20 protein-coding genes are annotated in these 25,291 nt (G+C 63.9%); 16 read left to right on the top strand and 4 right to left on the bottom strand.

The genetic code is table 11. The annotated features are described in order from the left end of the window. Positions 1-42: 42 nt before the first annotated feature. Positions 43-1,107, bottom strand: coding sequence for a 1-aminocyclopropane-1-carboxylate deaminase (locus AACH55_RS16640; RefSeq protein WP_338720320.1), 1,065 nt, complete (start codon positions 1,105-1,107; stop codon positions 43-45). A 201-nt stretch (positions 1,108-1,308) separates the two neighbouring features. Between AACH55_RS16640 and AACH55_RS16635 the strand changes: the two genes are divergently transcribed. Both AACH55_RS16635 and pip read left to right on the top strand, forming a co-directional pair. After that, on the top strand, positions 1,309-1,770 hold the full coding sequence (locus AACH55_RS16635; RefSeq protein WP_338715774.1) for a winged helix-turn-helix transcriptional regulator: 462 nt from the start codon (positions 1,309-1,311) through the stop codon (positions 1,768-1,770). A 59-nt stretch (positions 1,771-1,829) separates the two neighbouring features. Further along, on the top strand, positions 1,830-2,798 hold the full coding sequence (gene pip / locus AACH55_RS16630) for a prolyl aminopeptidase (protein WP_338715773.1): 969 nt from the start codon (positions 1,830-1,832) through the stop codon (positions 2,796-2,798). A gap of 69 nt (positions 2,799-2,867) precedes the next feature. On the opposite strand, the gene AACH55_RS16625 is transcribed toward pip, so the two are convergent. Beyond that, entirely contained in the window at positions 2,868-3,392 is a 525-nt protein-coding gene (locus AACH55_RS16625; protein WP_338715772.1) for a MarR family transcriptional regulator, read from the bottom strand. A 190-nt stretch (positions 3,393-3,582) separates the two neighbouring features. Between AACH55_RS16625 and AACH55_RS16620 the strand changes: the two genes are divergently transcribed. The 5 genes from AACH55_RS16620 to AACH55_RS16600 all read left to right on the top strand — a co-directional run bounded on the left by AACH55_RS16620 (position 3,583) and on the right by AACH55_RS16600 (position 12,873). Next, positions 3,583-4,776 carry an HlyD family secretion protein gene (locus AACH55_RS16620; RefSeq protein WP_338715771.1) on the top strand — a complete coding sequence of 398 codons (1,194 nt, stop codon included), beginning with the start codon at positions 3,583-3,585 and terminating at the stop codon, positions 4,774-4,776. Beyond that, on the top strand, positions 4,773-6,341 hold the full coding sequence (locus tag AACH55_RS16615) for an MDR family MFS transporter (protein WP_338715770.1): 1,569 nt from the start codon (positions 4,773-4,775) through the stop codon (positions 6,339-6,341). Before AACH55_RS16620 ends, AACH55_RS16615 begins: the two co-directional genes overlap by 4 nt. A gap of 2 nt (positions 6,342-6,343) precedes the next feature. Then, positions 6,344-7,819: an efflux transporter outer membrane subunit gene (locus AACH55_RS16610; RefSeq protein WP_338720318.1), complete on the top strand. Its 1,476-nt coding sequence runs from the start codon at positions 6,344-6,346 to the stop codon at positions 7,817-7,819. A gap of 296 nt (positions 7,820-8,115) precedes the next feature. Then, positions 8,116-8,616 (top strand): hypothetical protein, encoded by a 501-nt coding sequence (locus AACH55_RS16605; RefSeq protein WP_338715769.1) that lies wholly within the window; start codon positions 8,116-8,118, stop codon positions 8,614-8,616. A gap of 285 nt (positions 8,617-8,901) precedes the next feature. After that, entirely contained in the window at positions 8,902-12,873 is a 3,972-nt protein-coding gene (locus AACH55_RS16600; RefSeq protein ID WP_338715768.1) for a S8 family serine peptidase, read from the top strand. Between the two features lie 35 nt (positions 12,874-12,908). Here AACH55_RS16600 and AACH55_RS16595 read toward each other — a convergent pair whose 3' ends face one another. Continuing rightward, complete coding sequence (locus AACH55_RS16595) at positions 12,909-13,820, bottom strand: LysR family transcriptional regulator (RefSeq protein WP_338715767.1); 912 nt, start codon at positions 13,818-13,820, stop codon at positions 12,909-12,911. Between the two features lie 332 nt (positions 13,821-14,152). Here AACH55_RS16595 and AACH55_RS16590 point away from each other — a divergent pair, with 332 nt between their 5' ends. From AACH55_RS16590 to AACH55_RS16550, 9 genes are all read left to right on the top strand, one after another. Further along, the gene (locus AACH55_RS16590; RefSeq protein WP_338715766.1) at positions 14,153-15,691 is read left to right on the top strand and encodes an ABC transporter substrate-binding protein; all 1,539 of its coding nucleotides are present in this window, start codon (positions 14,153-14,155) and stop codon (positions 15,689-15,691) included. A 73-nt stretch (positions 15,692-15,764) separates the two neighbouring features. After that, positions 15,765-16,682 (top strand): ABC transporter permease, encoded by a 918-nt coding sequence (locus tag AACH55_RS16585; RefSeq protein WP_338715765.1) that lies wholly within the window; start codon positions 15,765-15,767, stop codon positions 16,680-16,682. 18 nt (positions 16,683-16,700) lie between these two features. Further along, complete coding sequence (locus tag AACH55_RS16580) at positions 16,701-17,621, top strand: ABC transporter permease (protein WP_338715764.1); 921 nt, start codon at positions 16,701-16,703, stop codon at positions 17,619-17,621. A 22-nt stretch (positions 17,622-17,643) separates the two neighbouring features. Continuing rightward, entirely contained in the window at positions 17,644-18,648 is a 1,005-nt protein-coding gene (locus AACH55_RS16575) for an ABC transporter ATP-binding protein (RefSeq protein WP_338715763.1), read from the top strand. Next, on the top strand, positions 18,645-19,490 hold the full coding sequence (locus AACH55_RS16570; RefSeq protein ID WP_338715762.1) for an ATP-binding cassette domain-containing protein: 846 nt from the start codon (positions 18,645-18,647) through the stop codon (positions 19,488-19,490). Before AACH55_RS16575 ends, AACH55_RS16570 begins: the two co-directional genes overlap by 4 nt. 39 nt (positions 19,491-19,529) lie before the next feature. Next, entirely contained in the window at positions 19,530-20,948 is a 1,419-nt protein-coding gene (locus AACH55_RS16565) for a M20 family metallopeptidase (protein WP_338715761.1), read from the top strand. Beyond that, complete coding sequence (locus AACH55_RS16560) at positions 20,948-22,147, top strand: M20 aminoacylase family protein (RefSeq protein ID WP_338715760.1); 1,200 nt, start codon at positions 20,948-20,950, stop codon at positions 22,145-22,147. Before AACH55_RS16565 ends, AACH55_RS16560 begins: the two co-directional genes overlap by 1 nt. 428 nt (positions 22,148-22,575) lie before the next feature. Next, positions 22,576-22,887, top strand: coding sequence for a hypothetical protein (locus tag AACH55_RS16555; protein ID WP_338715759.1), 312 nt, complete (start codon positions 22,576-22,578; stop codon positions 22,885-22,887). A 321-nt stretch (positions 22,888-23,208) separates the two neighbouring features. Continuing rightward, the gene (locus AACH55_RS16550; protein ID WP_338715758.1) at positions 23,209-23,877 is read left to right on the top strand and encodes a DUF2026 family protein; all 669 of its coding nucleotides are present in this window, start codon (positions 23,209-23,211) and stop codon (positions 23,875-23,877) included. 703 nt (positions 23,878-24,580) lie between these two features. On the opposite strand, the gene AACH55_RS16545 is transcribed toward AACH55_RS16550, so the two are convergent. Beyond that, complete coding sequence (locus AACH55_RS16545; protein ID WP_338715757.1) at positions 24,581-25,240, bottom strand: hypothetical protein; 660 nt, start codon at positions 25,238-25,240, stop codon at positions 24,581-24,583. Between the last annotated feature and the right edge of the window lie 51 nt (positions 25,241-25,291).

The raw sequence follows: 25,291 nt of genomic DNA, 5'->3' as shown, positions 1-25,291 counted from the left end.
GCGGCCCCTGGCGGGATCGCTGCCTCATCCTGCCGGTACGGCTTACTCCTTGTAGCGTGCTTCGCGGGCCAGCTTGGTCAGGTTTTCCGGGTCTTCGAAGGCCTTGTAATAAGCGTTCAGTGCCGGTGCGCCGCCCAGGTGGGCATACAGCACGCGCTGGCCCTTGAAATGGCCCTTCTTGGCCATGTCGATCAGGCCATCGATGGATTTTCCTTCATACACCGGATCGGTCAGCATGGCTTCCATCTCGGCGGCGGTGCGGATGGCGGCGATGGTTTTCTCGCTCGGCAGGCCATAGGCCGGGCCGCTGTAGTCGGGGATGATCTCGATGTCGGCGTCACGCACGATGACGCGCTTGCCGCCCTTGGAGGCGATCAGCTCGCTGGTGTCATTGGCGATCTTGGTGACGGCGCGGCGGGTCATGGCTTCGTCGTCGGCGGTATCGATACCGATCACGCGGCGGCGCTTCTCCTGCGCGGCAAAGCCGACCACCATGCCGGCCTGGGTGGAACCGGTACAGGTGGCCACCACGATGTTGTCAAAGAAGATGCCCAGCTGCTGCTCTTGCATAGCCACTTCATCGGCGAAGTTGGCATAGCCCAGACCGCCCAGCGGGTGGTCCGAGGCGCCCGCCGGAATGGCGTAGGGCTTGCCGCCTTTGGCGCGTACTTCTTCCAGGGCGCGGGCCCAGGTGTCTTTCTCGGTGGTGGAGTAACCATAGCCGCCCATGATGGGATTGCCGCCCATGATGCGGGTGAGCAGGATGTTGCCCACCTTGTCGTACACCGGGTCATCCCATTCCAGCCAGGTTTCCTGCACGGTATAGGACTTCATGCCCACGGCAGCGGCCGCTGCGCAGACCTGGCGCGTGTGGTTGGACTGGATGTTGCCGATCGAAACCAGGGTGTCGCAGCCCTTGGCCAGGGCATCGGCCACCAGCCATTCGAGCTTGCGGATCTTGTTGCCGCCGAAGGCCAGGCCCGAGGAAACGTCATCACGCTTGGCCCACACTTCCACGCCGAGCATGGCGGAAAGGCGTTCCAGCTTGTGGATGGGGGAGGGGAAGAAACCCAGTGTCTTGCGGGGGAAGAGTTTGTCGAGTGCCAGCATGGAGTGCTCCGGTTCAGGTGGATGGTCGAACATGGTCCGAATCTGGTCCGATTCATATCGAATCGCCGGGATCAACTTTACGCCTGCCGATTAAAATGGTGATTCCGAATTTATGGCATTATTCGTGATGAAAAAGCGATGTAAATTATTTCTGGCAAAGAAAATTGCGATAAATTAGATTTTTGAGAAAGAATCATCATGACGCTCGATCGCATGGACAAGCGCATCCTCAAGGCGCTGCAGAAGGATGGCCGCATCGGCAATGCCGAGCTGGCCAAGAAGCTCGGCATGAGTGCCACGGCCTGCTGGAATCACACCAGACGCCTCATGGACGAAGGCTATGTGAAGGAAGTGCGCGCCATCCTCGACCCCGAGAAACTGGGCCTGCCGGTGCTGGTGACCGTGGGCGTGGTGCTGGACCGTTCCACCCCGGAGAGCTTTGCCGAATTCGAGAAGGCGGTGCGCGAGATTGCCGCCGTGCAGGAATGCCTGCTGCTGGCCGGGGAATTCGATTACTGGATCAAGCTGCGCGTGAAGGATCTGCAGGCCTTCAACCGCCTGCACGCCAATACGCTGCTGCGGCTGCCGGGCGTGCGGCAATTGCGTTCTTTCTTCGTCCTCAACGAGGTCAAGAACAATCCGGAACTCGTGGTCGAGTGAAGGATTGTGATTCCACTCCTATACTTCATGTTTTGCTCTTCACCCTCAAGGACCTGCTGATGACCACTTCTGCTCCCGCCACCCTGCGCAGCCTCTATCCCCCCATCGAACCCCATGACCACGGCCTGCTCGACGTGGGCGATGGTCATCAGGTCTACTGGGAAGTCTGCGGCAACCCCAAGGGCAAGCCGGTGGTCTTCCTGCACGGTGGTCCCGGCGGCGGCTGCGGCCCCACGCACCGGCGCCTGTTCAATCCTGACAAATACCGCATCGTCCTGTTCGACCAGCGCGGCTGCGGCCGTTCGCTGCCGCATGCCAACCTCCACGCCAATACCACCTGGGATCTGGTGGCCGACATCGAACGCCTGCGCGAACTGCTGGGCATCCAACGCTGGCAGGTCTTCGGCGGTTCCTGGGGGAGCACCCTGGCGCTGGCCTATGCGCAGACCCATCCGCAGCGCGTGACCGAACTGGTCTTGCGCGGCATCTTCCTGCTGCGCCAGGCCGAGCTGGACTGGTACTACCAGGAAGGCGCGTCCTGGATGGCGCCGGATCGCTGGGACGAGTTCCTGGCACCGATCCCGGTGGCCGAGCGCGGCAACCTGGTGCATGCCTATCGCAAGCGTCTCACCGGCGACGACGAAGCCGCCAAGCTGCAGGCCGCGCGCGCCTGGAGCCGCTGGGAAGCCAGCACCATCACCCTGGTGGCCGACCAGCGCCTGATCGATTCCTTCAACGATGCGCAATTCGCGCTGGCCTTCGCGCGTATCGAGAACCACTATTTCTTCAACAAGGGATTCATGGAGGAGGGCCAGTTGCTGGCCAATGCCTCGCGTCTGGAGGGCATCCCCGGCGTGATCGTGCAGGGCCGCTATGACCTGGCCACGCCGGCGAAGTCGGCCTGGGACCTGCATCAGGCCTGGCCCGGTTCGCAGCTGCACCTGATCGACAGCGCCGGCCACGCCTACAACGAGCCCGGCATCCTGGACCAGCTCATCGCGGCCACCGACCGCTTCGCCGACCAATGACGGGCTGGCGCTGATCGCGCTCCTGGCGCTCCCCTTGCGGGAGCGCTTTTTTTTATCTGTATTGCCGGTTCAGGTTTTCTTGCGGCTGCGTTTTCCCCCGCCCTGATCCGTGACGGCGGCCGTCGCCGGGCCGTTCGAGGAATACACCTCTTCCAGTTCGGCCAGCCGATGGTTGAGTTTTCCCAATACAGTGGTGAGCGTGGCGATTTCTTCCGCATCCAGGGCAGCGAACAATCCACTGAGGAAGGTCTTCTTCACCGGCTCGGACGCGCTCAGCACTTCTCTGCCCGCTGCTGTCAAAGCGATGTACTTGACCCGCCGGTCGCTGCTGTCGCCACTACGCTGGACCAGTCCATCGCGCTCCAGCGCATCGATCGCCTCGGTGATCGTACGCGGCGCAAAGCCGAAGGCCGTGGCCAGGTCGGCCGCGCGCACCGGGCTGTTGCGCTCGATGTGGCCGAGCATCTTGTTGCGCGCCAGCGACGCCCCTTCACCGGCCATGAGCTTGTCCAGCGTGCGGTGCGAGCGAATGTAGAAGTCCCGCAGCGCGTCGGCGGCCGTACTTCCATACTCGTGTGTAAAGTCTGTAGACATATTTTTTCCAGATGCCATATCATATGGTACCTCATTAATTTCCCCGTTTGCGCGGGTGAAGCTGTATTGATGCCGTATTGCCACTGTATTGGTGCTCTGCGGCCAAGTGTATTGCTCCATATCAACACTGTATTGAGACTGTATTGATTCAGTTTGCCGCTCTTCGCGCCCCGATATTAGGATAAAAAACATGACCGACGCCACACCCAGCAACAAAGAAGCCAGTCCTCCCCAGCCCGATTCCACCTCCGCCGGCAGCCACAAGAACGCCGCCCCCAAGAAACGCATGAGCCCGCGCGCCCGCTTCGTCCTGCGGGCGCTGGGCCTGGTGGTGCTGGTGGGCGTCGTGGCCTGGGTGCTGTACTACCAGTTCCGTGGCAAGTACCTGGAAAGTACCAACGATGCCTTCGTCCAGGCCGACAGCGTGACGGTTTCCTCCAAGGTCACCGGCTACGTCGACCAGGTGATGGTGGCCGACAACCAGATCGTCAAGGCGGGCCAGCCGCTGGTGCGCATCGATGCGCGTGATTACTCGGCCCAGGCCGCCCAGGCCAAGGCCCAGATCGACGCCGCCGCGGCCAGTGAAGAAGCCGCCAACGCCCAGCTGGCCGAGCAGCAGGCCGCCATCGCCCAGGCCAAGGCGCAACTGGCCTCGGCTGAGGAGGATGCGCGCTTTGCCACTGCCGAAGTGGAACGCTACACGCCCCTGGCCGCCTCGGGCGCAGAAACCCGTGAACGCCTGACCACCCTGCGCAACCAGCAAGCCCAGGCGCGCAGCACCGTGGCGGCCCGCCGGGCGGCGCTGGATGCGGCCCAGCTGCGCGTGCGCTCGCTGCAGGCCCAGGTGCGCCAGGCGCAGGCCCAGGGGGAGACGGCCAAGGCGCAATACGACGCCGCCAGCGTCAACCTCGGCTATACCGAGATCCGCGCCAGCACCGATGGCCGCATCGGCGACAAGCAGGTGCGGGTCGGCCAGTTCGTCTCGCCCGGCACGCGCATGATGACCGTGGTGCCGACGCGCTTCTATGTCACCGCCAACTTCAAGGAAACCCAGATCGGCATCATGCGCATCGGCCAGCCCGCCACCATCAAGGTCGATGCCTTGCCGGGCGTGGAATTCCACGGCCATGTGGAAAGCCTCTCGCCGGGTACCGGCGCGCAGTTCTCGCTGCTGCCGCCGCAGAACGCGACCGGCAACTTCACCAAGATCGTCCAGCGCGTGCCGGTGCGCGTGGCCATCGATGCCACGCCCGAAGAAACCCGCGCCTTCGTGGCCGGCCTGTCGGTGACGGTGGAGGTCAACACCATCGCCGCCAAGGATGAACTGCGCGACCTGCGCGAGCGCAGCAGCGAGACCGGCGCTACCCGTAAGGAGCCGCAGTGAGCAGCGCGGCTTCTGCCAGAGCGGTAGCGCCCGGCCCCCAGGGCGAAAAAGCCGATGCCGCCGCCTGGCTGGCGGTGGCGGCCGGCACCCTGGGTGCGCTGATGGCGACGCTGGACATTTCCATCGTGAACTCTTCGCTGCCCACCATCCAGGGCGAGATCGGCGCCTCCGGTACCGAAGGTACCTGGATCGCCACCGCCTACCTGGTCGCCGAAATCGTCATCATCCCCATGTCGGCCTGGCTGGAACGGCTGCTGGGCCTGCGCGTGCTGTTGCTCACTGCGGCCAGCCTGTTCACCCTGTTCTCGGTACTGTGCGGCCTGTCGACCACGCTGCCGATGATGATCGTGGGCCGCGTCGGGCAGGGCTTCACCGGTGGTGCGCTGATCCCCACCGCCATGACCATCATCGCTACCCGCCTGCCCCGTTCGCAGCAGCCGGTCGGCAATGCCATGTTCGGTGCCACCGCCATTCTGGGGCCGGTGCTGGGGCCGGTGCTGGGCGGCTGGCTCACCGAAAACGTCAGCTGGCACTATGCCTTCTTCATCAACCTGCCGGTGGGCGCGGCGCTGATCACCTTGCTGCTGGTGGCGATCCCGTATGAACGTCCCAAGTTCGAGCAGCTCGCCGAGGCTGACTGGTTCGGCATCGCCGGGCTGGCGCTGGGACTGGGCGGCCTGACGGTGGTGCTGGAGGAGGGCGAGCGCGAGCAGTGGTTTTCATCGCCGGACATCCGCTGGATCGCCGCCACTTCCGTGCTGGGCTTCGTCCTGCTGGCCATCGGCCAGGTCCGCGCACACCATCCGGTGATCCGGCTGCGACTCTTGCGTGACCGCCAGTTCGGCTCGGTGGTGATGATGGCCATGATCGTCGGCGTGGCCCTGTATGGCACGGCCTACGTGATCCCGCAGTTCCTCTCCGGCATCGCCGGCTACAACTCGCTGCAGTCGGGCTGGATCGTGCTGCTCTCGGGCGTGCCGATGATCCTGATGATGCCCTTCACCCCCATGCTGATGCGACGCGTCGACATCCGTATCGCCGTGGGCACGGGCTTTCTGCTGCTGGCGACCTCGGCCTTCCTCGAAACCGACCTCAGTCCGCTGTCCTATGGCGGCTCCTTCGTGGCCTCGCAGCTCATGCGCGGGGTGGGCACGGTGCTGGCCATGCTGTTCCTGAACCAGGCGGCGATCCGCTCGGTACCGGCTTCGCAGGCCGGGGATGCCTCCGGCCTCTACAGTGCCGCGCGCAACCTCGGCGGCTCGCTGGCACTGGCGGCCATCGCGGTGATCCAGGACCAGCGCCTGTGGCTGCACAGCCGCCGCCTCGAAGAAAGCCTCAACGCCAATTCCGACCTGGTGCAATCCGGCATCGCCGCGCAGGCGCACCTGCTGGGTGGCCAGGATGTGGCGATCCGGCTCCTGGGCAGCACCATCCAGGCCCAGGCGCTGACCATGACCTATGCCGACCTGTTCTGGATGCTGGGCGTGGCCATCGTCTGCGTCACGCCGCTGGTGCTGTTCCTGCGCCCCTTGCCAACCAACGCCGCACCGGTGGCTTCTCATTGATGATGAAGAACATGAACAAGACCTACTCATTTTTCCCGGCCAGGCGCCTCATCGCCCTGGCGGCGGCTGCGCTGTTGGCCGGCTGTGCGCTCGGCCCCGAGTATGCGGGCCCGCCCGAAGCTGCACCGCAGGCAGCCCACCACGACAAGTTCGTACGCGCCGGTGACAGCGCCACGGCCGCTGCGCCGCTGAACCAGTGGTGGCAAGGCCTGGGTGACGCCGAGCTGAGCAGCCTGATCGAACGCGCCTTGCAGGCCAATCCCAACCTGGGCATCGCCCGCGCCCGCCTGCAGCAGTCGCGTGCCGGCCTGGCGCTGGAACAGGCCAATGCCGCCCCCAGCGTGGGTGCCTCGGCACTGGCCGGGCATGCACGCCTGCCACCGGCCAACCTGGGGGCGCTGACCGGCGGTTCCAGCTCGGGCAATGGCTCGTCCACCAGCGCCAATCTCTACAGCGTCGGGTTTGATGCCAGCTGGGAGATCGATCTCTTCGGTGCCCGCCGCCGCGCCGTGCAGGCGGCCACCGCCACCGCCGATGCGGCGCAAGCCTCGCTGGCCGACGTCCAGGTCAGCCTGGCGGCCGAAGTGGCCAACGCCTACATCAGCCTGCGTGATCGCCAGCAGCGCCTGGCACTGGGCCAGCAGGCGGTACAGGCGCAGGAGCAGATGCTGCAGCTGACCGGACAGCGTGTGGAGCGCGGTACGGCCTCTTCGCTGGACCAGTTGCGCATCCAGAACCAGCTCGACGCCAGCCGCGCCGACCTGGTGCCGTTGCAGGCTGATCGCGATGCCTACCTGAACCAGCTGGCCACGCTGCTGGGCCAGGAACCGGGCACGCTGGATGGCGAACTGGCCGCCACCGCCCCGGTACCGCTGCCGCCGCAGCAGGTCGCGGTGGGTGATCCGGTGGCGCTGCTGCGCCGCCGTCCCGACGTGCGCGCCGCCGAGCGCACGCTGGCCGCCGACACCGCCAAGATCGGCCAGGCCGAGGCGGCGCGTTATCCCAGCCTGAAACTGTTTGGCGTGATCGGGCTGGGTGGCACGCATCCGTCGGACCTCACGCGCCTGGATGATTTCGCCGCCGTGGGCGCACCGATGCTGAGCTGGAATTTCCTCGACTTCGGTCGCGCCAGGGCCCGTGTGACGCAAGCCGAGCGCGTGCGCGATGAAGCCGAGATGAAGTATCGCCAGTCCGTGCTGGAAGCCCTGCGCGATGCCGAGGATTCCCTCTCGCGCTTCCGCTATGGCCGCGTGAGCGTGGCTACCATCGCGCGTACCAAGGCCTCCGCCGACCGCGCGCTGGCGCTGGCGCGGCAACGCTACCAGGCCGGGACAGGCACGCTCATCGAGCTGCTCGATACCACGCGCCAGCAACTGGTGGCACAGCAGAACCTCTTGCAGGCCGAGGCCAATCTCACGCGCAGTTTTGTGGGGATCCAGAAGGCGCTGGGATTGGGGTGGTCGGAGGAGCAGGGCTGAAGTCGCCGTTGCTGACCATGACGCCGGCAGTGCCTTTGGGCGCTGCCGGCGTTTTTCATGCTGCATTTTGACAATTTAATTCATCTAATCGATTTGTGAACTGACGAAAAAAGCGTCACGTTTTCTTTCATAAATCTGCACTAAAAGACAGTGCCCAGAATCCCCCCGGTCCCCGACAATGCGCGTCATAACAAGCGGTGAGCAGCGTCCTTCACAAGGGCGAAAAAAACGAGGATGGGGCGGCCCGGCATGGGAATCGCCCTGATCGATTCCGCAGCGTCGAGGTGGGCAAACAGATGAGCAATCGCGAGAACCTGAGCAAGCATGGCGTGCCGCGTAGTCCGGCCGCTTTTCCTTTCTACTGGCCATGTGCCGCCACGCTGCTGGCCGCGGGCATGGTCTTTGGGCTGGCGGCCAAGGCCCAGCAACGCATCGAGGGCGATGACCGCAGTCTCGCGGCCGGGTTGGGCATCGCCCGGGCTGGCTTTGATGCGGGCCTGCAGTTGGATTCTTTACGCCTGCAAGACATGTTCTTCGGCATCGGCGGGGTGGGTGAAATGAACCTGTCGGCGCCCGGCAAGGGGGGCGAAATTCCGCTCTCTGGCGGGGCGACGCGCATGAATTCGGGCTGGAGCATCGCGGTTGCCCGCCGTACGCATGAAACCAGCCGTTTTGAACTCCTCGCCGAGCGTGACAGCCCGGTCTCCCTGATCGAAAGCGCGCCCGGTACGCCCCGTCCGCCGTGGCCATTCAAGCCCAGCATCAGCTATCGGATCAAGGCTAGCTGGCGCTTCTGAAGCGGGCCGACACAAGCGCGGCGTGCCGCCCGGCTTGTGTCTTTTTTCCTGTTTTTGTGCCTTTTTCTTCCTCTCATCACGCTCTGACGTGATGCCAAAAGCTGCACATTGTCAGCGTGCAAACGGCACTAAAAGACAATGTGCAGAACGCGGTCCGCCCCCGACAATGCGCCCCTACAAAAAGCCGGTATCAGCCGGCACCCGGGGCGACGACAACAAGCTCGGGGGCGGGCAAGCATTCCCGATCTCCTGGCCAATTCCACACGATCGACCTAGGAAGGGAAGATGAAGAAGAACAAGACGCCGCCACAACAAGTCGCGCCGATGCCTGCGGCCGCTTTCAGAAAACAACGCCTCTGCGCCGCCGTATTGCTGACCCTGGGGCCGGCCCTGAACATCCCGGCGACCGCCCAGAGCTACATCAGCTATGACGGCAGCACCGGCACCGATGCCACGGCCGCCCTGGCCAGCTGGACCGGCCATGCCGAGTTCAAGGCCGACTGGGGCCTGGGTGCCATGAATGCCCAGTATGCCTACGTGGCCGGCTACACCGGCCTGGGCATCAAGCTGGGCGCGGTCGATTCGGGTCTGCTGCTGACCCACAACGAATTCGCCAGCCGCGATGTGAAGGCCCTGGCTGTCATCGGTACCTACGCCAACGACGGCTGGCAATACCAGGATGGCAAGCAGGTCTGGAAGGCCGGCGACGCCTTCAGCACTACCGGTGCCCTGAGCAGCCTCAACGACAGGCACGGCAGCCACGTCTCCGGCAGCATTGGGGCGGCCAAGAACGGCCAAGGCATCATGGGCGTGGCCTTTGCCAGCGACTACTACATCACCAATACCAACGGCACCGACAGTTCGGTCTATGGCGTGAACATGGACTACAACTATTTCAAGGCGGCCTATGGCAACCTCGCCAGCGCGGGCGTGCGCGCCATCAACAGCAGCTGGGGCAGCCCCGATTCGCGTGATGATTTCGGCAGCATCAGCGGCGTGGCGGCGGCCTACCAGCGTTTGCAGGGCGGCGGCAAGAAGAGCTGGCTGGATGCGGCGGCCGATGTGGCGCAAGTATCCAATACCCTCATGGTGTGGGCTGCCGGCAATACCGGCAAGGCCAACGTCAACATCCGCTCGGCGCTGCCGTATTTCAGGCCGGAACTGGAACAGAACTGGATCGCCGTCGCCGCCTTGAACAACAGTCTGGTGCTGCCCAGCTTTTCCAACCAGTGCGGGCTGGCCAAGTACTGGTGCCTGTCTGCACCGGGTTCGGCCATCACCAGCCTGAACATCACCTCCGACACCGCCCTGGTCAATTCCTCCGGCACCTCCATGGCCGCGCCGCATGTGACCGGTGCCCTGGGCGTGCTGATGCAGCGCTATCCCGACCTGGACAACCAGGCCATCCGCACCATCCTGCTCGGCACCGCCAGGCACCTGGGTGACGGCCCGGCCGACGCGCCCAACACCATGTTCGGCTGGGGCCTGCCGGACCTGAACAAGGCCCTCCATGGTCCCGGCCAGTTGCTGGGCGTCTTCAAGGCCAACATCGCTGCAGGCAATGCCGACACCTGGAGCAATGACATCTCCGAAGCCGCCCTGATCCAGCGCAAGAGCGAAGACAAGGCGCAACTGGCCGCCTGGCAGGCCCTCTCGGCGAGTACCTTGCAAGCGGCCGTGAACAGCGCCACCGCCCAGGCCACCGCGCGCGTCAACAGCGGCTACGATGCGGCGCTGGCGTTGGTGCAGACACGCGCCCAGCGCAACGCCACCTACCAGGCCAGCAAGAAAAAGGAAGACAACACCGCCTTCCAGAACGCCGACAAGGCCGTGGCCGCCAATCCTCTGGCAGCGGCCATTCTCAAGCAGTCCGGCACGGGCCCCTTGCTGAGCAAGGAGCAATTGCTGAGCTACGTGCTGTCGACCGATACGGATACCGTGGCGGCCAACCTGGCCCTGGGCAATTACAACGGCCAGAGCGCCTACCTCGCCGCCGTCCAGAAAAAGACCGACGCCGACTATGTGGGCAGTCTGGTCAAGACGGGCGAGGGCAGCCTCACGCTCGCGGGCAACAACACCTACTCGGGCGGCACCCGTCTGGAAGGCGGCACGCTGGGCCTGGCCTCGTCCACTGCACTGGGCACCGGCCCGCTCACCATGGCCGAGGGCACCACACTGCGTGCCGCCACCGATACGCTGGCGCTGAACAATGCGGTGAGCATCAGCGGCGTGGGCCGCATCGATACCCAGGCCTTCACGCTCACGCTCAACAGCGGCATCGCTGACGGCAGTGTCGCGGGCAGCCTGTTCAAGCAGGGCGAAGGCACGCTGCGCGTGCTGGGCACGGTGAGCTACAGCGGCAATACCACCATCTCAGCCGGCACCCTGAGTGTGCCGTCCTATACGCAAACGGCGGGCCAGACACTGACCGTCGGGGTGGCCAGCGCCACGCAATACGGCAAGCTGGCCGTCACGGGCGCGGCCGGTTTTGCGCCGGGCGCCGGGCTGGCGGTGGATGTGGCCAAGGCCGCCACGCTGGCCAACGGCCAGACCCTGGCCGGGGTCATCACGGCCGGCAGCCTGAGCGCGCCGCGCCTGAACGTGTCCGACAATTCGCTGCTGTTTGATTTCAAGCCGGTGGTGGCTGGCAATGCAGTGGACCTGAGCATCGTCGATGTGGTCAGCATCCGGCAGGTGGTTCGCGATACCCTCACGCCGGCCAGCGCGTCTGCCGCCAGTACACCTGCTGCAAGCACACAGGTCACCAGTCCACCTGCCACCAGTACACCCGCAGTGAGCACGCCGGTCACCAGCGCACCGGCCACCAGTACAGCGCCTGTGAGCACACCGGTCACCAGCGCAGCTGCCACCAGTACACCTCCCGTGAGTACACCGGTCGCCAGCGCAGCTGCCACCAGTACAGCGCCGGTAAGCACACCGGTCGCCAGCGCACCTGCCACCAGTACACCTGCGATGAGCAAACCGGTCGCCAGCCTGCCTTCCACCGGTACACCTGCTGCAAGCGTACCGGCGGTCCCCGCAGCGGCATCGGTACCCGCACCGGTACCCGCCGCAGTGGCAACGGCACCCGCACCGGCAGCGCCGGTCGTGTGCAGCCCCACGGTGGCCGCCGCCGCCACCGCTGCGGCCGCAGTGGCACCGATACTGGATCGCCAGATCCAGCATCCCTCCAGCAGCGACATGGCCCAGGTCGTCACTGCACTGGGACGTCTGCCCGATGCCGCCAGCGTGCTGCGCGCCGCCAGCCAGACCTTGCCGCGTGACGTCAGCGACAGCGCCATCCGTGGCACCCTGGCCTCGCTCAACCGCGTCATCGCCACGCGCATCGACACCGGCAACCTCGCCGCCAATGGTGCCGGCAGCGGTGCGGGCAGTGGTGTGGCCTATGGCGAGAGCGGCGGCAATCGCCAGGTCTGGCTCATGCCTTTCGAGTCCCGCTCCAACCAGGGCGACCGGGGCGGCGATTCCGGTTTCAGTGCCAGCACCTCGGGCATGGCGGCCGGTGCCGAGATGGAATCGGACAGCGCGCGCGTCGGCCTTTCCTATGCCTATGCCAGCACCAGTGCCAGCGGCAACACCGCCATCACCGGCAGCGGCAGCCGCAGCCGCATCGCGTCCAACATGGTGGCGCTCTATGGCAGCGTGCCGGTGGGCGAACTGGCGCTGTCCTGGCAGGCCGATGCCGGCTGGAACAGCAACCGGCTGGCGCGCGAACTGCAGTTCGGCGGGTTGAACCGCGTCGCCAGCAGTCGTTATCACAGCTGGAGTGCGCATCTGGGCACAAACGTGTCGCACACGCTGCCCTTGAGTGAAGTGTTGAGCCTGATACCTGCCCTGCAGCTCGACTACACCCGCCTGCAAAGCCCGTCCTACGCCGAGAGCGGGGCAGGGGACCTGAGCCTGTCGGTGCAGGGCAAGCGCAGCCAGGCCTTGCTGGCGGGCGTAGCCACCCGCTTGAACTATGCCGTGACGAGCACTTCGCAGATCAGCACCACCCTCGGTGCCAGCTACGATCTCATCAACGACCGCGACGACCTGGTGGCCACCTACGCCGGCACCCCGGGCCAAGCCTTCACCGCACCTGGTGCGGCCCGTTCCCCGTGGCTCTTCAAGGCGGGCGTGAGCTATCGCTACCAGCTCACGGCGGCGGCCGATGTGTCGTTGCGCCTGGACGCCGAAGGTCGCAGCGGTTTCATCAACCAGTCGGCGGCGCTCAGGGCTAGCTGGCGCTTCTGATGCGCGCGGCCGCCATGATGGCGGCCGCGTGGCGATCACAAATCCTTGCTCAGTTCGGCCACCAGATAATCGAGGAAGATGTCCACGCTGCGCGGCAAGGTCCGTCCGGCCAGCGTCTGCACTTCGACGAAACGGCCATCGGCCGGGCAATCGCGGATCGGCCGCATGGTCAGTTCACCGCGCTCGATGCGGTAGCGAACGGTGACGTCGCCGGTGATGGAGAGGGCATCGTTGTCCAGCACGTAGTTGTGCAGCGACTGGATGTAGTTGCTGGTCATCACCGGTTCGATCACCACCTGCTGGCGGCTGCAGGCGATGTCGAACAACTGCCGCAGGGTCGTGGTCGGATCGGGCAGGGCCAGGGGATAGGGTTTGATCTGGCCCAGCGAGACCTGACGGAAACGCGCCAGCGGATGCTCGTTGCGCATCACCAGCGCAATCGGTCCGGGCTGGCGGTGCACCACCTTGATCTCCGGCTCGGGCAGGCGCGCAAAGGTCAGTCCGATGTCGGCATTGCCTTCGCGCACCTGGCGCGACACCGCCGCAGGCGCGCCCACGAAGAGCTGGAACACGAAGCCCGGATATTTTTTCTGGAAGGCATTGATCAGGCGCGGCAGGAAATCGATGGCAAAGCCTTCCGAGGCCGCCAGCCGCACCCGTCCGCTGCGCAAGCCTTTCAAGGCTTGCAGGTCGGCCACCACGCGGTCGGCTTCCAGCGCCATCTTGCGCGCGTGGGCCGCCAGCATCTCGCCCCCGGCCGAGAGCACCATGCCGCGCGGACGGCGTTCAAACAAGACCGTATCGAGCGTTTCTTCGAGGCTGCTGATCTGGCGGCTGATCGCCGAGCTGGCCACGTTCAGGCGCTGTGAGGCTTCGCTGATGGAACCGCAACGCACCACTTCCAGGAAGTAGCGCAACGCGGTGTCTTGCAATTGCTGTGATTTCATCCAGAGACTCCTTCAAACCTGACCCATGCTGACCAGCCCGGTATGCCCGTCCGGCAATAATTCCCGCTTTATTTGGTGCGTCTTTCACGGCTTTGGTGCAGTGCTCGCGGATCTGGCACGCACTGTCATGCTGCACCTGCTCCACCGCCCGCAGCCCAGCAGGGATGCGGGTTTTGCGGGGGTGGTCACATTGTGGTGCAGCATTTCTGCGTTCTGGTATCGGCAACGCAGGCTTAGAAATTTGATGATTGTGGCATCGATAAATCCTAGCCTAGTATGCCCTCGACGTCGCTGTTTTTTCTTATTTCTCTTATCGGAATGAAGGGGCTGGAATGAACGCACTACACAAATCCATCATGGGCTGGTCACGTTGTGCCTTGCTGGTGGCGGGAACGCTGAGCGCAGTGGCGGCGCACGCCAACAAGGCCAATGACACCCTGGTCTATGCCTCGGACACCGAAGTCGAGAACATCAGCCAGTACCACAACAACGTGCGCGAAGGCGTGATCCTGTCGCACCTGATCTGGGACACGCTGATCTACCGCGATCCCAAGACCAACGAATACAAGCCGCAACTGGCCACCTCCTGGAAGTGGGAGTCGCCCACGGCGCTGGTGCTGGACTTGCGCCAGGGCGTGCAATTCCAGAATGGCGACAAGTTCAGCGCCGACGATGTGGTGTTCACATTCAACTATGCGGTGTCGCCGGAATCCAAAGCGGTCACGCGCCAGAACATCGACTGGATCAAGAGCGTGGACAAGCTGGGCGAGTATCAGGTGCGCATCAACCTCAAGGGCCCGTTCCCCGCTGCACTGGAATACCTGGCCGGCCCGCTGCCGGTCTATCCGGCCGCCTACTTCAAGAAGGTCGGGCTGGAAGGTTTTTCCAAGGCACCCATCGGCACCGGTCCCTACAAGGTCACCAGCATCACGCCGGGGCAGGGCGTGACGCTGGTCAAGAACACCAACTACTTCAAGGAGAGCCCGCAGGGCCAGCCTTCCATCGGCAACATCAGGTTCGTGGTGATCCCTGACCCGGAAACCCGCGCTGCGCAACTGATGACCGGTGCCATCGACTGGATCTGGCGCGTGCCGCCCGATCAGGCCGACTCGCTCAAGACCAATCCCAAGCTGACCGTGCAAAGCGGCGAGACCATGCGGGTTGGCTTCCTCACCCTGGATGTGACGGGCAGTTCAGCGCCCAATTCGCCCTTCAAGGATGTGCGCGTGCGTCAGGCAGTCAACTATGCGATCAACCGCAAGGGCTACGCCGACAACCTCATGCGCGGCGGCAGCCAGCCGGTCTATACGGCCTGCTTCCGCACCCAGTTCGGTTGTGACGGCAGTGTCGCCGTCAAGTACGACTACAACCCGGCCAAGGCCAAGGAGCTGCTGGCTGCGGCGGGCTTCCCGAACGGCTTCGATACCGACATCTATGCCTATCGTGAACGCGAAGTGGCCGAGGCCATCATCGGCGACCTGCGCAAGGTCGGCATCCGCGCGCGCTTGCACTACATGAAGTTCCCGGCGCTGCAGACCGAATACCGCAGCGGCAAGACGCCCATCAGTTTCTATTCCTGGGGCTCGTTCTCGGTGAACGATACCTCCGCCTTTGCCGGCAACTACTTCAAGGGCGGCGCCGACGACATCAGCAAGGATCCGCAACTGCAGCAGTTCCTGCAGATCGCCGATACCTCGGTCGATCCGGCGGTGCGCAAGGCCAATTTCAGCAAGGCGCTGGAGTTGATTTCCAAACAGGCCTACATCGCACCGATGTTCTCCTACTCGACCTACTACGCCTACAACGCCCAGCTCAAGTTCCAGGGTTATCCGGATGAGTTGCCGCGTTTCTACGAAGCGTCCTGGAAGTAAGTGCCGCGGGGCGCGCCGCCCGGTGCGCCCCTTCATGCTGTTTTACGACTAGCCTCTTCATGCGAGGGTCGCCATGTTGATCTATCTCCTGCGCCGTCTGGCCATCGCCCTGTGCGTCGCGCTGACGGTCTCCGTCGTCAGCTTCACCCTGTTGCACATGTCGGGCGACCTGGCAGTGTCCATCGCCGGGCCGGAAGCCAGTGCCGCCCAGGTCGAAGCGATACGCACCCAGTTCGGCCTGGACCGCCCCATGACCACGCAATACGTGGACTGGCTGGGCCGCGCCGTGAAGCTCGATTTCGGCAATTCCTTCTACTTCCAGAGCCCGGTGACGGAGATGATCACCGAACGCCTGCCCATCACCCTGAAGCTCGGTGGCAGCGCCTTGTTGCTGGCCATCCTGACGGCCATTCCGCTGGGCGTGCTGGCGGCGCTCTATCGCGATACCTGGCTGGACCGCATCGCACTGCTCATCGCCGTGGTCGGCCAGGCCATGCCCAGTTTCTGGTTCGGGTTGACGCTGATCCTGATCTTCGCCGTCACGCTGCACTGGCTGCCGGTGGCCGGCAATGACGGCTGGCAGAATTTCATCCTGCCGGCCGTGGCGCTGGGCTACTACGCCATGCCGGCCATGATGCGGCTGACACGCTCGGGCATGCTCGAAGTGCTGGGCGCGGATTACATCCGCACGGCGCGCGCCAAGGGACTCTCCCAATCGCGGGTGGTGTTCAAGCATGCGCTGCGCAATGCGGTCATTCCGGTGGTGGCGCTGGCCGCCGTCGAGCTGGGCTTCATGCTGGGTGGTTCGGTGGTCATCGAATCGGTGTATTCCATGCAGGGACTGGGCCAGCTGGCCTGGGATGCGATCTCGCGCAATGACTACCCGGTGGTGCAGGCCGTGGTGTTGATCATCGCCATGTTCTATATCGGCCTGACGTTCCTGGCCGACGTCATCAATGCGCTGCTGGATCCGCGCATCCGCACCCGCTGATTTTTTATTGGAGCCGATATGAGCGCCATTCCTTCCACCCACTTGTCTTCCACTCCTGTGCTCAACGCCGCCTTGCCGCCGCTGCCCGCCTGGCGCCGCAAGCTGCGCCGCCTGCTGGGCCATCGCGGCCTGATGCTGGGTGCGCTGGTGCTGACGCTGATCGTGCTGGCGGCGATCTTCGCACCGCTGCTGGCGCCCCATGATCCTTTCGACCAGGACGTGACGGCACGCCTGATCCCGCCGGTCTGGCAGGCCCAGGGCAGCTGGGAACACATCCTCGGTACCGACAAGCTGGGCCGCGACTATCTCTCGCGCCTGATCTTCGGTGCGCGCGTCTCGCTGACCATCGGCATTGCCGCCGCGCTGATCTCGGGGCTGATCGGCACCACCCTGGGTGTGCTGGCCGGTTACTTCGGCGGACGCACCGATGCGCTCATCAGCTATCTCATCACCACCCGCCTGGCCATGCCGGTGGTGCTGGTGGCACTGGCCATGGCCTCGCTGGTGGGCGGTTCGCTCAAGGTGGTGATCCTGCTGCTGGGCCTGTTGCTGTGGGATCGCTTTGCGGTCGTCACGCGCTCGGCCACGCAGCAGTTGCGCGATGCCGAATTCATTTCGGCAGCCAAGGCCATCGGTGCCTCCACACCTTACATTTTGCTGCGCGAGATCCTGCCCAACATCATGGGTGCGCTCATCGTGGTGGCGACCCTCGAAATGGCGCACGCCATCCTGCTGGAGGCCACGCTGTCCTTCCTCGGGCTGGGCGTGCAACCGCCTACGCCGTCGTGGGGCCTGATGGTGGCCGAGGGCAAGACCTACATGTTCTTCAAGCCCTGGGTGATCGTCATTCCGGGGGTAGCGCTGGCGCTGCTGGTGCTGGCGATCAACCTGGTCGGCGATGGCCTGCGCGATGTGAACGCGCCCGATGGCCGCAACTAACCCCGCACGCAAGGAGAACACCATGAGCGTATTGCTGGACGTGAAGAACCTGAAGGTGGACCTGCCCACCGACAACGGCGTGCTGCATGCCGTACGCGGCATCGATTTCCAGGTCCGCCGTGGAGAGATGCTGTGCCTGGTCGGCGAGTCCGGCTGCGGCAAGTCCATGACCTCGCTGGCCCTGATGGGACTGCTGCCGCGCAAGGCGCAGTGCAGCGCCGACCATATCCGCTTCGATGGCGTTGATCTCAACGGCATGAGCGAAAAGCAGCGCATGCAATTGCGCGGCAAGCGCATGGCGATGATCTTCCAGGAACCGATGACTTCCTTGAACCCCGCCTACACGCTGGGCAACCAGCTGTGCGAGGCGATGTTGCAGCAGCCGGGCGTGAGCCGCAGCGAGGCGCGTGAACGTGCGCTCTACCTGCTCAATCGCACCGGTATCAGCAATGCCGAAGACCGTCTGCGCCAGTATCCGCACCAGCTCTCGGGCGGCCTGCGCCAGCGCGTGATGATCGCCATGTCGCTCATGTGCAATCCTGACCTGATCATCGCTGACGAGCCCACCACGGCGCTGGACGTGACCATCCAGGCGCAGATCCTGCGCTTGATCCGCGAGCTGCAGCAGGAGTTCGGTACCGCCGTCATCTTCATCACGCACGACCTGGGTGTGGTCTCGCGCATCGCCGATCGCGTGGCGGTGATGTATGCCGGTCAGGTGGTGGAGACCACTGACGTCGCGCAACTCTTTGCGCAGCCGCGCCATCCTTATACGCGCGGCTTGCTCAACTGCATTCCGGTGCGTGGCAAGACGCTGCCGGGCAGCCGCCTGCAAGCCATTCCCGGCGTGGTGCCCAGCCTGATCGGAGAGGTCAGCGGCTGCGCCTTCCGCAATCGCTGCACGCTGGCCGACAGCGGCTGCGAGCAGGATCCCCCGATGGTGCAGCAGGGCAGCAGCGCCGCACCGCATGAGGCGCGTTGCCTCAAGCTCGATGCGCCGGTGGCGGCGCTGGAGGTGGCAGCATGAATGCGTCCCTGAAGCCCGAGCCGCCGCTGGATGATATCGCGCTCGAATTGTGTGCGCTGTCCAAGGTGTATCCGCTCAAGCGTGGCCTGTTCCAGCCGCCGGGTGAACTCAAGGCGGTCAACGATGTATCGCTGCACCTGTATCGCGGCGAGACCCTGGGTCTGGTCGGCGAGTCCGGCTGCGGCAAGAGCACGCTGGCCAAAATGCTGCTGGGCCTGTTGGCACCGACCTCGGGCAATGTCCTCATCAACGGCCAGGAAGTCGATCCGACCCAGCGCCGCGCGCATGCACGGCACATCCAGCCGATCTTCCAGGACCCGTATTCCTCGCTCAATCCGCGCAAGACCGTGGGCGAGATCGTTGGCCTGCCGTTGAAGCTGCACGGCATCGGCACGGCCGCCGAGCGCAGCCGTCAGGTCAGGCAGATCCTCGATCTGGTGGGCATGCCCGAACGTACCCATACGCAATATCCCAACCAGCTTTCCGGCGGCCAGCGCCAGCGGGTGGCGATTGCCCGCGCCCTGATCCTGCGGCCTGACATCCTGATCTGCGATGAACCGACCTCGGCGCTGGATGTGTCGGTGCAGGCGCAGATCCTCAACCTGCTGCTGGACTTGAAGGCCGAGTTCGGCCTCACCTATCTCTTCATCAGCCATGACCTGGGCGTGGTGGAGCATCTGGTGGACCGCGTGGCCGTGATGAACAAGGGCAGCATCGTGGAATTACAGCCACGTGAACAACTCTTCAGCGACCCGCAGCATCCCTATACGCGCATGCTGCTGGCCTCGGCGCTGACGCCCGATCCGGGCCTGGGCATTCCGGCCCTGGCCACGGCCGCCTGAGCACATGAACCTTTACGACAAATTGCAAGGAGCAGCAGCATGAGCAGAGCACAAGCCATCGCCGGCGTAGAAGCCTACTTCGACGACGGCCGTTTCATGGAGACCTTGAAGCGCCGCGTGGCCATCCGCACCGAGAGCCAGGAGGCAGCCAGTCTGCCCATTCTCTACGACTACCTCAACGATGAGATCACGCCGTATCTGCAAGGACTGGGCTTCCATTGCGAGGTGGTCGACAACCCGGTCAAGGGTGGCGGGCCCTTCCTCATTGCCGAGCGCAGCGAAGAAGGCGCCGGCTTCACCGTGCTGACCTATGGCCACGGTGACGTCGTGCGCGGTTATGACAATCAATGGCGCCCCGGTCTGAAGCCGTGGGAGATCGTGGTCGAGGGCGAGCGCTGGTATGGTCGCGGCATCGCCGACAACAAGGCCCAGCACACCATCAACTTCGCCGCGCTGGAAGAAGTGCTGAAGGCGCGCGGCGGCCGCCTGGGCTACAACGTCAAGCTGATCCTGGAAATGGGCGAGGAAAATGGCTCGCCCGGCCTGAACGAGGTTTGCCAGCAGTATGCCGAACGGCTGAAGGCCGATCTCTTCATCGCCTCGGATGGTCCGCGCGTCAATGCACCCACGCCGACCATGTTCCTGGGCTCGCGTGGTGGCTGCAATTTCGACCTGACCTGCCACCTGCGCGACGGCGGCCACCATTCCGGCAACTGGGGTGGCCTGTTGCGCAATCCCGGCGTGCGCCTGGCCAATGCGATTGCCTGTCTGGTCGATGAACGCGGCGCCATTCGCGTGCCGGCGTTGCTGCCGGATGCGCTGCCGCAGAGCGTGCGCAAGGCGCTGGCCAGCGTCAAGGTGGGCGGTGGCCCGACCGATCCCGAGATCGATCCGGACTGGGGCGAGCCTGACCTCACGCCCGCCGAGCGCGTCTTCGGCTGGAATACGCTGGAAGTGCTGGCCTTCAAGACCGGCAATCCCGACGCCCCGGTCAATGCCATTCCCGGCCGCGCCAGCGCGCATTGCCAGATCCGCTTCGTGGTCGGCAGCGATGCTGCGCATTTCATCGAGCACATCCGTGCGCATCTGGATGAGCATGGTTTCGATGACGTCGACGTCAGCTTGTCAGGGGTGCAGTTCGCCGCCACCCGGCTCGATCCGGATGACGACTGGGTGCGCTGGGGCCTGGCCTCGATGCAGGAGACCACCGGCAAGACGCCCACGCTGCTGCCCAACCTGGGTGGCTCGCTGCCCAATGACGTGTTCTCCGAGACGCTGGGGCTGCCCACGCTGTGGGTGCCGCACTCCTATCCGGCCTGCTCACAGCACGCGCCCAACGAGCATATACTGGCCAGCGTCTCGCGCGAGTCGCTGCAGCTGATGGCGGGCCTGTTCTGGGACCTGGCCGAACAGGGCCGCGACGTGCTGGCGCGCCGCGCATCCCCTACGGAGAAATGATGAACCACCGCCGCGATCACGGTCTGTGCGAGGTCGCCGACCTGCACGACATCCACGACGAAATCACCGGCATCCGCCGTCACCTGCACCAGCATCCGGAATTGTCCTTCCAGGAAGTCGATACCGCCGCCCTGGTGGCTGCGCGCCTGCAAGAGTGGGGCTATGCGGTCACCCGCCACATCGGCGGCAACGGCCTGGTGGCGACCCTGCGTGCGGGCGCCAGTGCGCGCAGCATCGGCCTGCGTGCCGACATGGATGCCCTGCCGATCCACGAAGAAACCGGGCTGGCCTGGGCCAGCACCAGGCCCGGCGCCATGCACGCCTGCGGTCATGACGGCCATACCGCGATGCTGTTGGGCGCGGCCAAGCACCTGGCGCGCACGCGCCGTTTCGATGGCACCCTGCACCTGATCTTCCAGCCCGCCGAGGAAGCCGGCTTCGACAGCGGCGCGCAGAAGATGCTGGCCGATGGCCTCTTCGAGCGTTTCCCCTGCGATGCCATCTTCGGCATCCACAATCACCCTGGCGTGGAGGCGGGCACCTTCATGTTCCGTAGTGGCCCCTTCATGGCAGCCTGCGATACGGTCAAGATCCGTCTCACCGGTCGCGGCAGCCATGCGGCGCGTCCGCATCTGTCGGTCGATCCGGTGGTGGCGGCGGCCAGCCTGGTGATGGCTTTGCAGACGGTGGTCTCGCGCAATGTCGATCCGATGGAAACGGCTGTGGTCACGGTCGGCAGCCTGCATGCCGGCAAGGTGGCCAACGTGATCCCCGAATTCGCCACGCTGGAACTGAGCGTGCGCTCCTTCAAGCCGGAGGTGCGCGCGCTGCTGGAAGAACGCATCCGCGCGCTGGTGGCGCTGCATGCCGAGAGTTACGGCGCGCGTGCGGAGATCGACTACCTGCGCGGCTATCCGGTGCTGATCAATAGCGAGGCCGAGACCGAGTTTGCCCGCAGTGTGGCCGAGGAACTGGTGGGCGCCGACAAGGTGATCGCCCCCTTCGGACCGATTGCCGGCAGCGAGGACTTCGCCTACTTCCTGCAGCAGCGTCCGGGTTGCTTCCTGCGCGTGGGCAACGGGCAGGGCCAGCCGATGCTGCACAACGCGGGCTACGACTTCAACGATGCCAACATCCCCGTCGGTGCAGCCTTCTGGACGCGACTGGTGGAGCGCTGGCTGCCGCTGCAGGGCGACTGAGGGCAGAGGGGAACGCCTTATGTGCATCGGGCATAAGGGTATGAGCAATGCTTAGTTTTCAGTCCTTGCGCGGCCGGGTACATTGGGCGGGTCTCCTCAGACGTCCCTGGACTTGGACAATTCGAGCCTGAACCCGCCGCGCGCAAGCCTGGCGGGTTTTTTTTCGGCGTTGCCGCTGGTGCATGGAAGCTTGAAATTTACGTAACTTTCAGGAGCGCTTCCACGGCGTTTTCCCAATGCCGGCCTGTTGTTGAGCTACGCAGGCCGGTGCCAGGATCAGGAATTCCCCGATGTTCGCAGTCACGTTCGCTCACTACCATGGGAACCAATGAAACACGGTCTGTGCTCCGGACTCCCGACCACACGGCGAAGTCATTATTTGCACGCAAGACCTTACCCAAGCAGCTTGCCTTTGCCAGGAGTCAGCCATGCAGTTCATTACCGAATCCGTACCGGGTGAGATCACCCTGATGTTCATCAGTTACCTGGTCTTCTGCACCGTGCTGATGTATCTCTTCGTCAAGACCGACAAGGAGTGGGGCAACCTGGAAGTGTCGCTGGACGACATCGGCCAGCGCGACCAGCAGGTGATGGCCTCGGCCATGCGCTACATGAGCGTGGATGCCGATGAGCGCTCGCTGTTCAACAATGGCCTGACCCGGCCGTCCTTGCAGCATTGCGCGCAGTATCACGATGTCAATTGCACCTGTTTCATGCAGGAGCCGGCAAAGCCGGAATGAATGCCTGGGGGAAAGTGCGGGTGGAGTGGGGAAGTGAAGCAGAGGGGAAGTGAAGCAGCAACATTGCAGGGCACTAGGGGTAGTGCCTGCCGCATCAGCGAGCAGTCGTTGTTGTAGTAGCAGTGCGTAGTGGCAGTAGCAGTAGTAGCAGTTGTTGCAGTAGAAGCAGAGTTGAGCAGTAAATTCTCTTGAGGTGGAACGGCAAGTCGTGCAGCCGCTTTTGTTCCAAAGCGCGCGTCACGCAGCGGGAGTGTGCAGTCGGGCATTCCCGTGAAGCGGCCTAGCGGCTTGCCCGTTCTTTTCCATGAGAAAATAGCGCCCATGCAAAGCTCACATTCCTCCGCGCAGAACCTGCGCCCATTGATTCCCCTGGCCGATTACCAACGCATCTTCCGCGTCATCCATTCCGTGCTGCATAGCGTGCAAGCGGATATCCCGGCCGCCAGTTTCTTCTTTTCCGTCACCGCAGCGCAGATCCTCAAGAAGTTCTACAAGCGCAACGCCTTTCCCGTGGCCGGTGCGGCTTTCTACCTGATTCGTGAAGACGGTGGCGGCGCGCTGTCCTTCGGCACGCTGGGCGAAGATGGTCAGAGCGTGTCCAGCAACCAGGATGCCTTTCACGCCTGGGTGCAATGCGATGGCTATGCGCTGGACTTCATGGCCCCGCTGTTCCGGGAATTGCTGGTCTCGGCCGGCCACCCGCTGCCGGTACCGCGCCAGATGTTCCAGAAAGACCTGCAGCGCATGAGCGCCGGTGTGCAGGCGCTGGGCCAGCCGGGCGACTTCTTCCTGGCTTCCAACCTGGAGCTTACGCGCGAGCTGCTGCAGCAGTTCATGGCCAAGAAGGCGCTCACCAATCTCTCGCAACTGTGCCTGGAATGGTTCCGCAAGCCGCCCAAGGCGATGCCGGACGATCTGGCCCTGCAGGGTGCCGATGGCGAAGTCTCGCGCATCAAACTGCAAGCCACCGCCATCGAAGGCGTCTGGTAAGACGTTCAGCAAGTTCTTCAGGGAAAGGTCATGGAGGCGGACGCCTCCGAGAGGAGGGTGTGCTGGACAGATGTCCAACACACCATGCGATCATGCATATCGGTTGCATGTACCGCACTAGGCTTGCTACTTTAAGGCAGCGTTATGACCCCTTGATGACATTGCCTCAACGTTTTCTGCTCCTCTGCTTTTTCCTTCATATCCCGGCGCACTGTCATGGCGTGGTCATACGTGACCGCTAGACTTGCGCCTGTCTCCTCTGAGTCCGTGCAGATGTTTTGCCTGCGATGCGAGCGCGTCGCAGGCTTTTTTCTCCGGCTCAGCCAGTTTCTTCGTGCTCAATGCTTCATGCTTCACGCCCAGGCCGGACAGTGGCGTCGTAACCCGGCAGGTCGCACACGTAGTGGAAGCCGCGGTCCTCCCTTCCCGACAGGCGCAAGCTTGCCGGTGCGCGGCGCGGGGTGCGTCTTCCCTTCAGGGCAGGCTCCGCCAACGGGGCCTGCCCATCGCTTTTTCTCCTCCCTTCCCGGTTCCTGCCCATCCGCTGCTCTGGCGGTGAATCCCCTTTGCAATCAAGGACTTGGATTGCTTACCCAAGGCTTTTCCACAGGCTTGCCACCAAAAGATGTGGATATCCGTCCTTGCTCCGCCCCCGGCCTTGAGGCTGCCTGCGCGCTGATAGGAGGTGAAAAATCCTTTGAAATCAATGATTTGAGTTGCTTGTCCAGCGCTTGTCCACAGGCTTGCCACCAAAAAATGTGGATATTATCCCGCCCGGCCAGTCTGGGCGCGGCTTTGCGCCGGACGCGCGGAACTGCCTCAATCCTGCCCTGGTTTGCATCGGAGCGAAAATATCCTTTGTAATCAAATGCTTGAGTCTATTGCTAAGCCCTTGTCCACAGGCTTGCCACCAAAAAGTGTGGATATCCTCGCAAAAGCGTATTGGGAGGCGTTTTTGGCGGGTTGCGGCAATGCAAAAACGGCCGCGTGGAGTCGTTTTGCAGGACTTTGCATGCGCCTGTTGCGTTATTGAAAAGTTGTTTGAAATCAACGGCTTGAATGGCTTGTCAAGTGCTTCTCCACAAGCTTGCCACCAGAAAATGTGGATATCGTCCCGCACCATGACGCGCCTTCCCGCGAGCGAAGCTTGCCCGTTTTTTGCCTCCTGGCCTCTCGCTGCGGGAAAGTCCTTTGGAATCAAGCTCTTGGCCGACTTGCCCAGCGCTTCTCCACAGGCTTGCTCCCAAAAAATGTGGATATCCGGACAAGTTGCGGGGATAAGCGCGCGCCAGGCTGCGCTGAAGCTGCCGGTCCGGCCGCCTGCACCTCCTTGGAGCGTTGGAAAAAATCCTTGAAGAATCAAGAGCTTGAGTGGCTTGTCAAAGCCTTGTCCACAAGCTTGCCCCCGCAAAAT

Source organism: Herbaspirillum sp. DW155, from assembly GCF_037076565.1.
In the GTDB taxonomy this organism is placed as follows: domain Bacteria; phylum Pseudomonadota; class Gammaproteobacteria; order Burkholderiales; family Burkholderiaceae_D; genus Herbaspirillum.
Note: the sequence above shows the minus strand (reverse complement) of the source record. Positions and strands in the feature narration are given on the sequence as shown.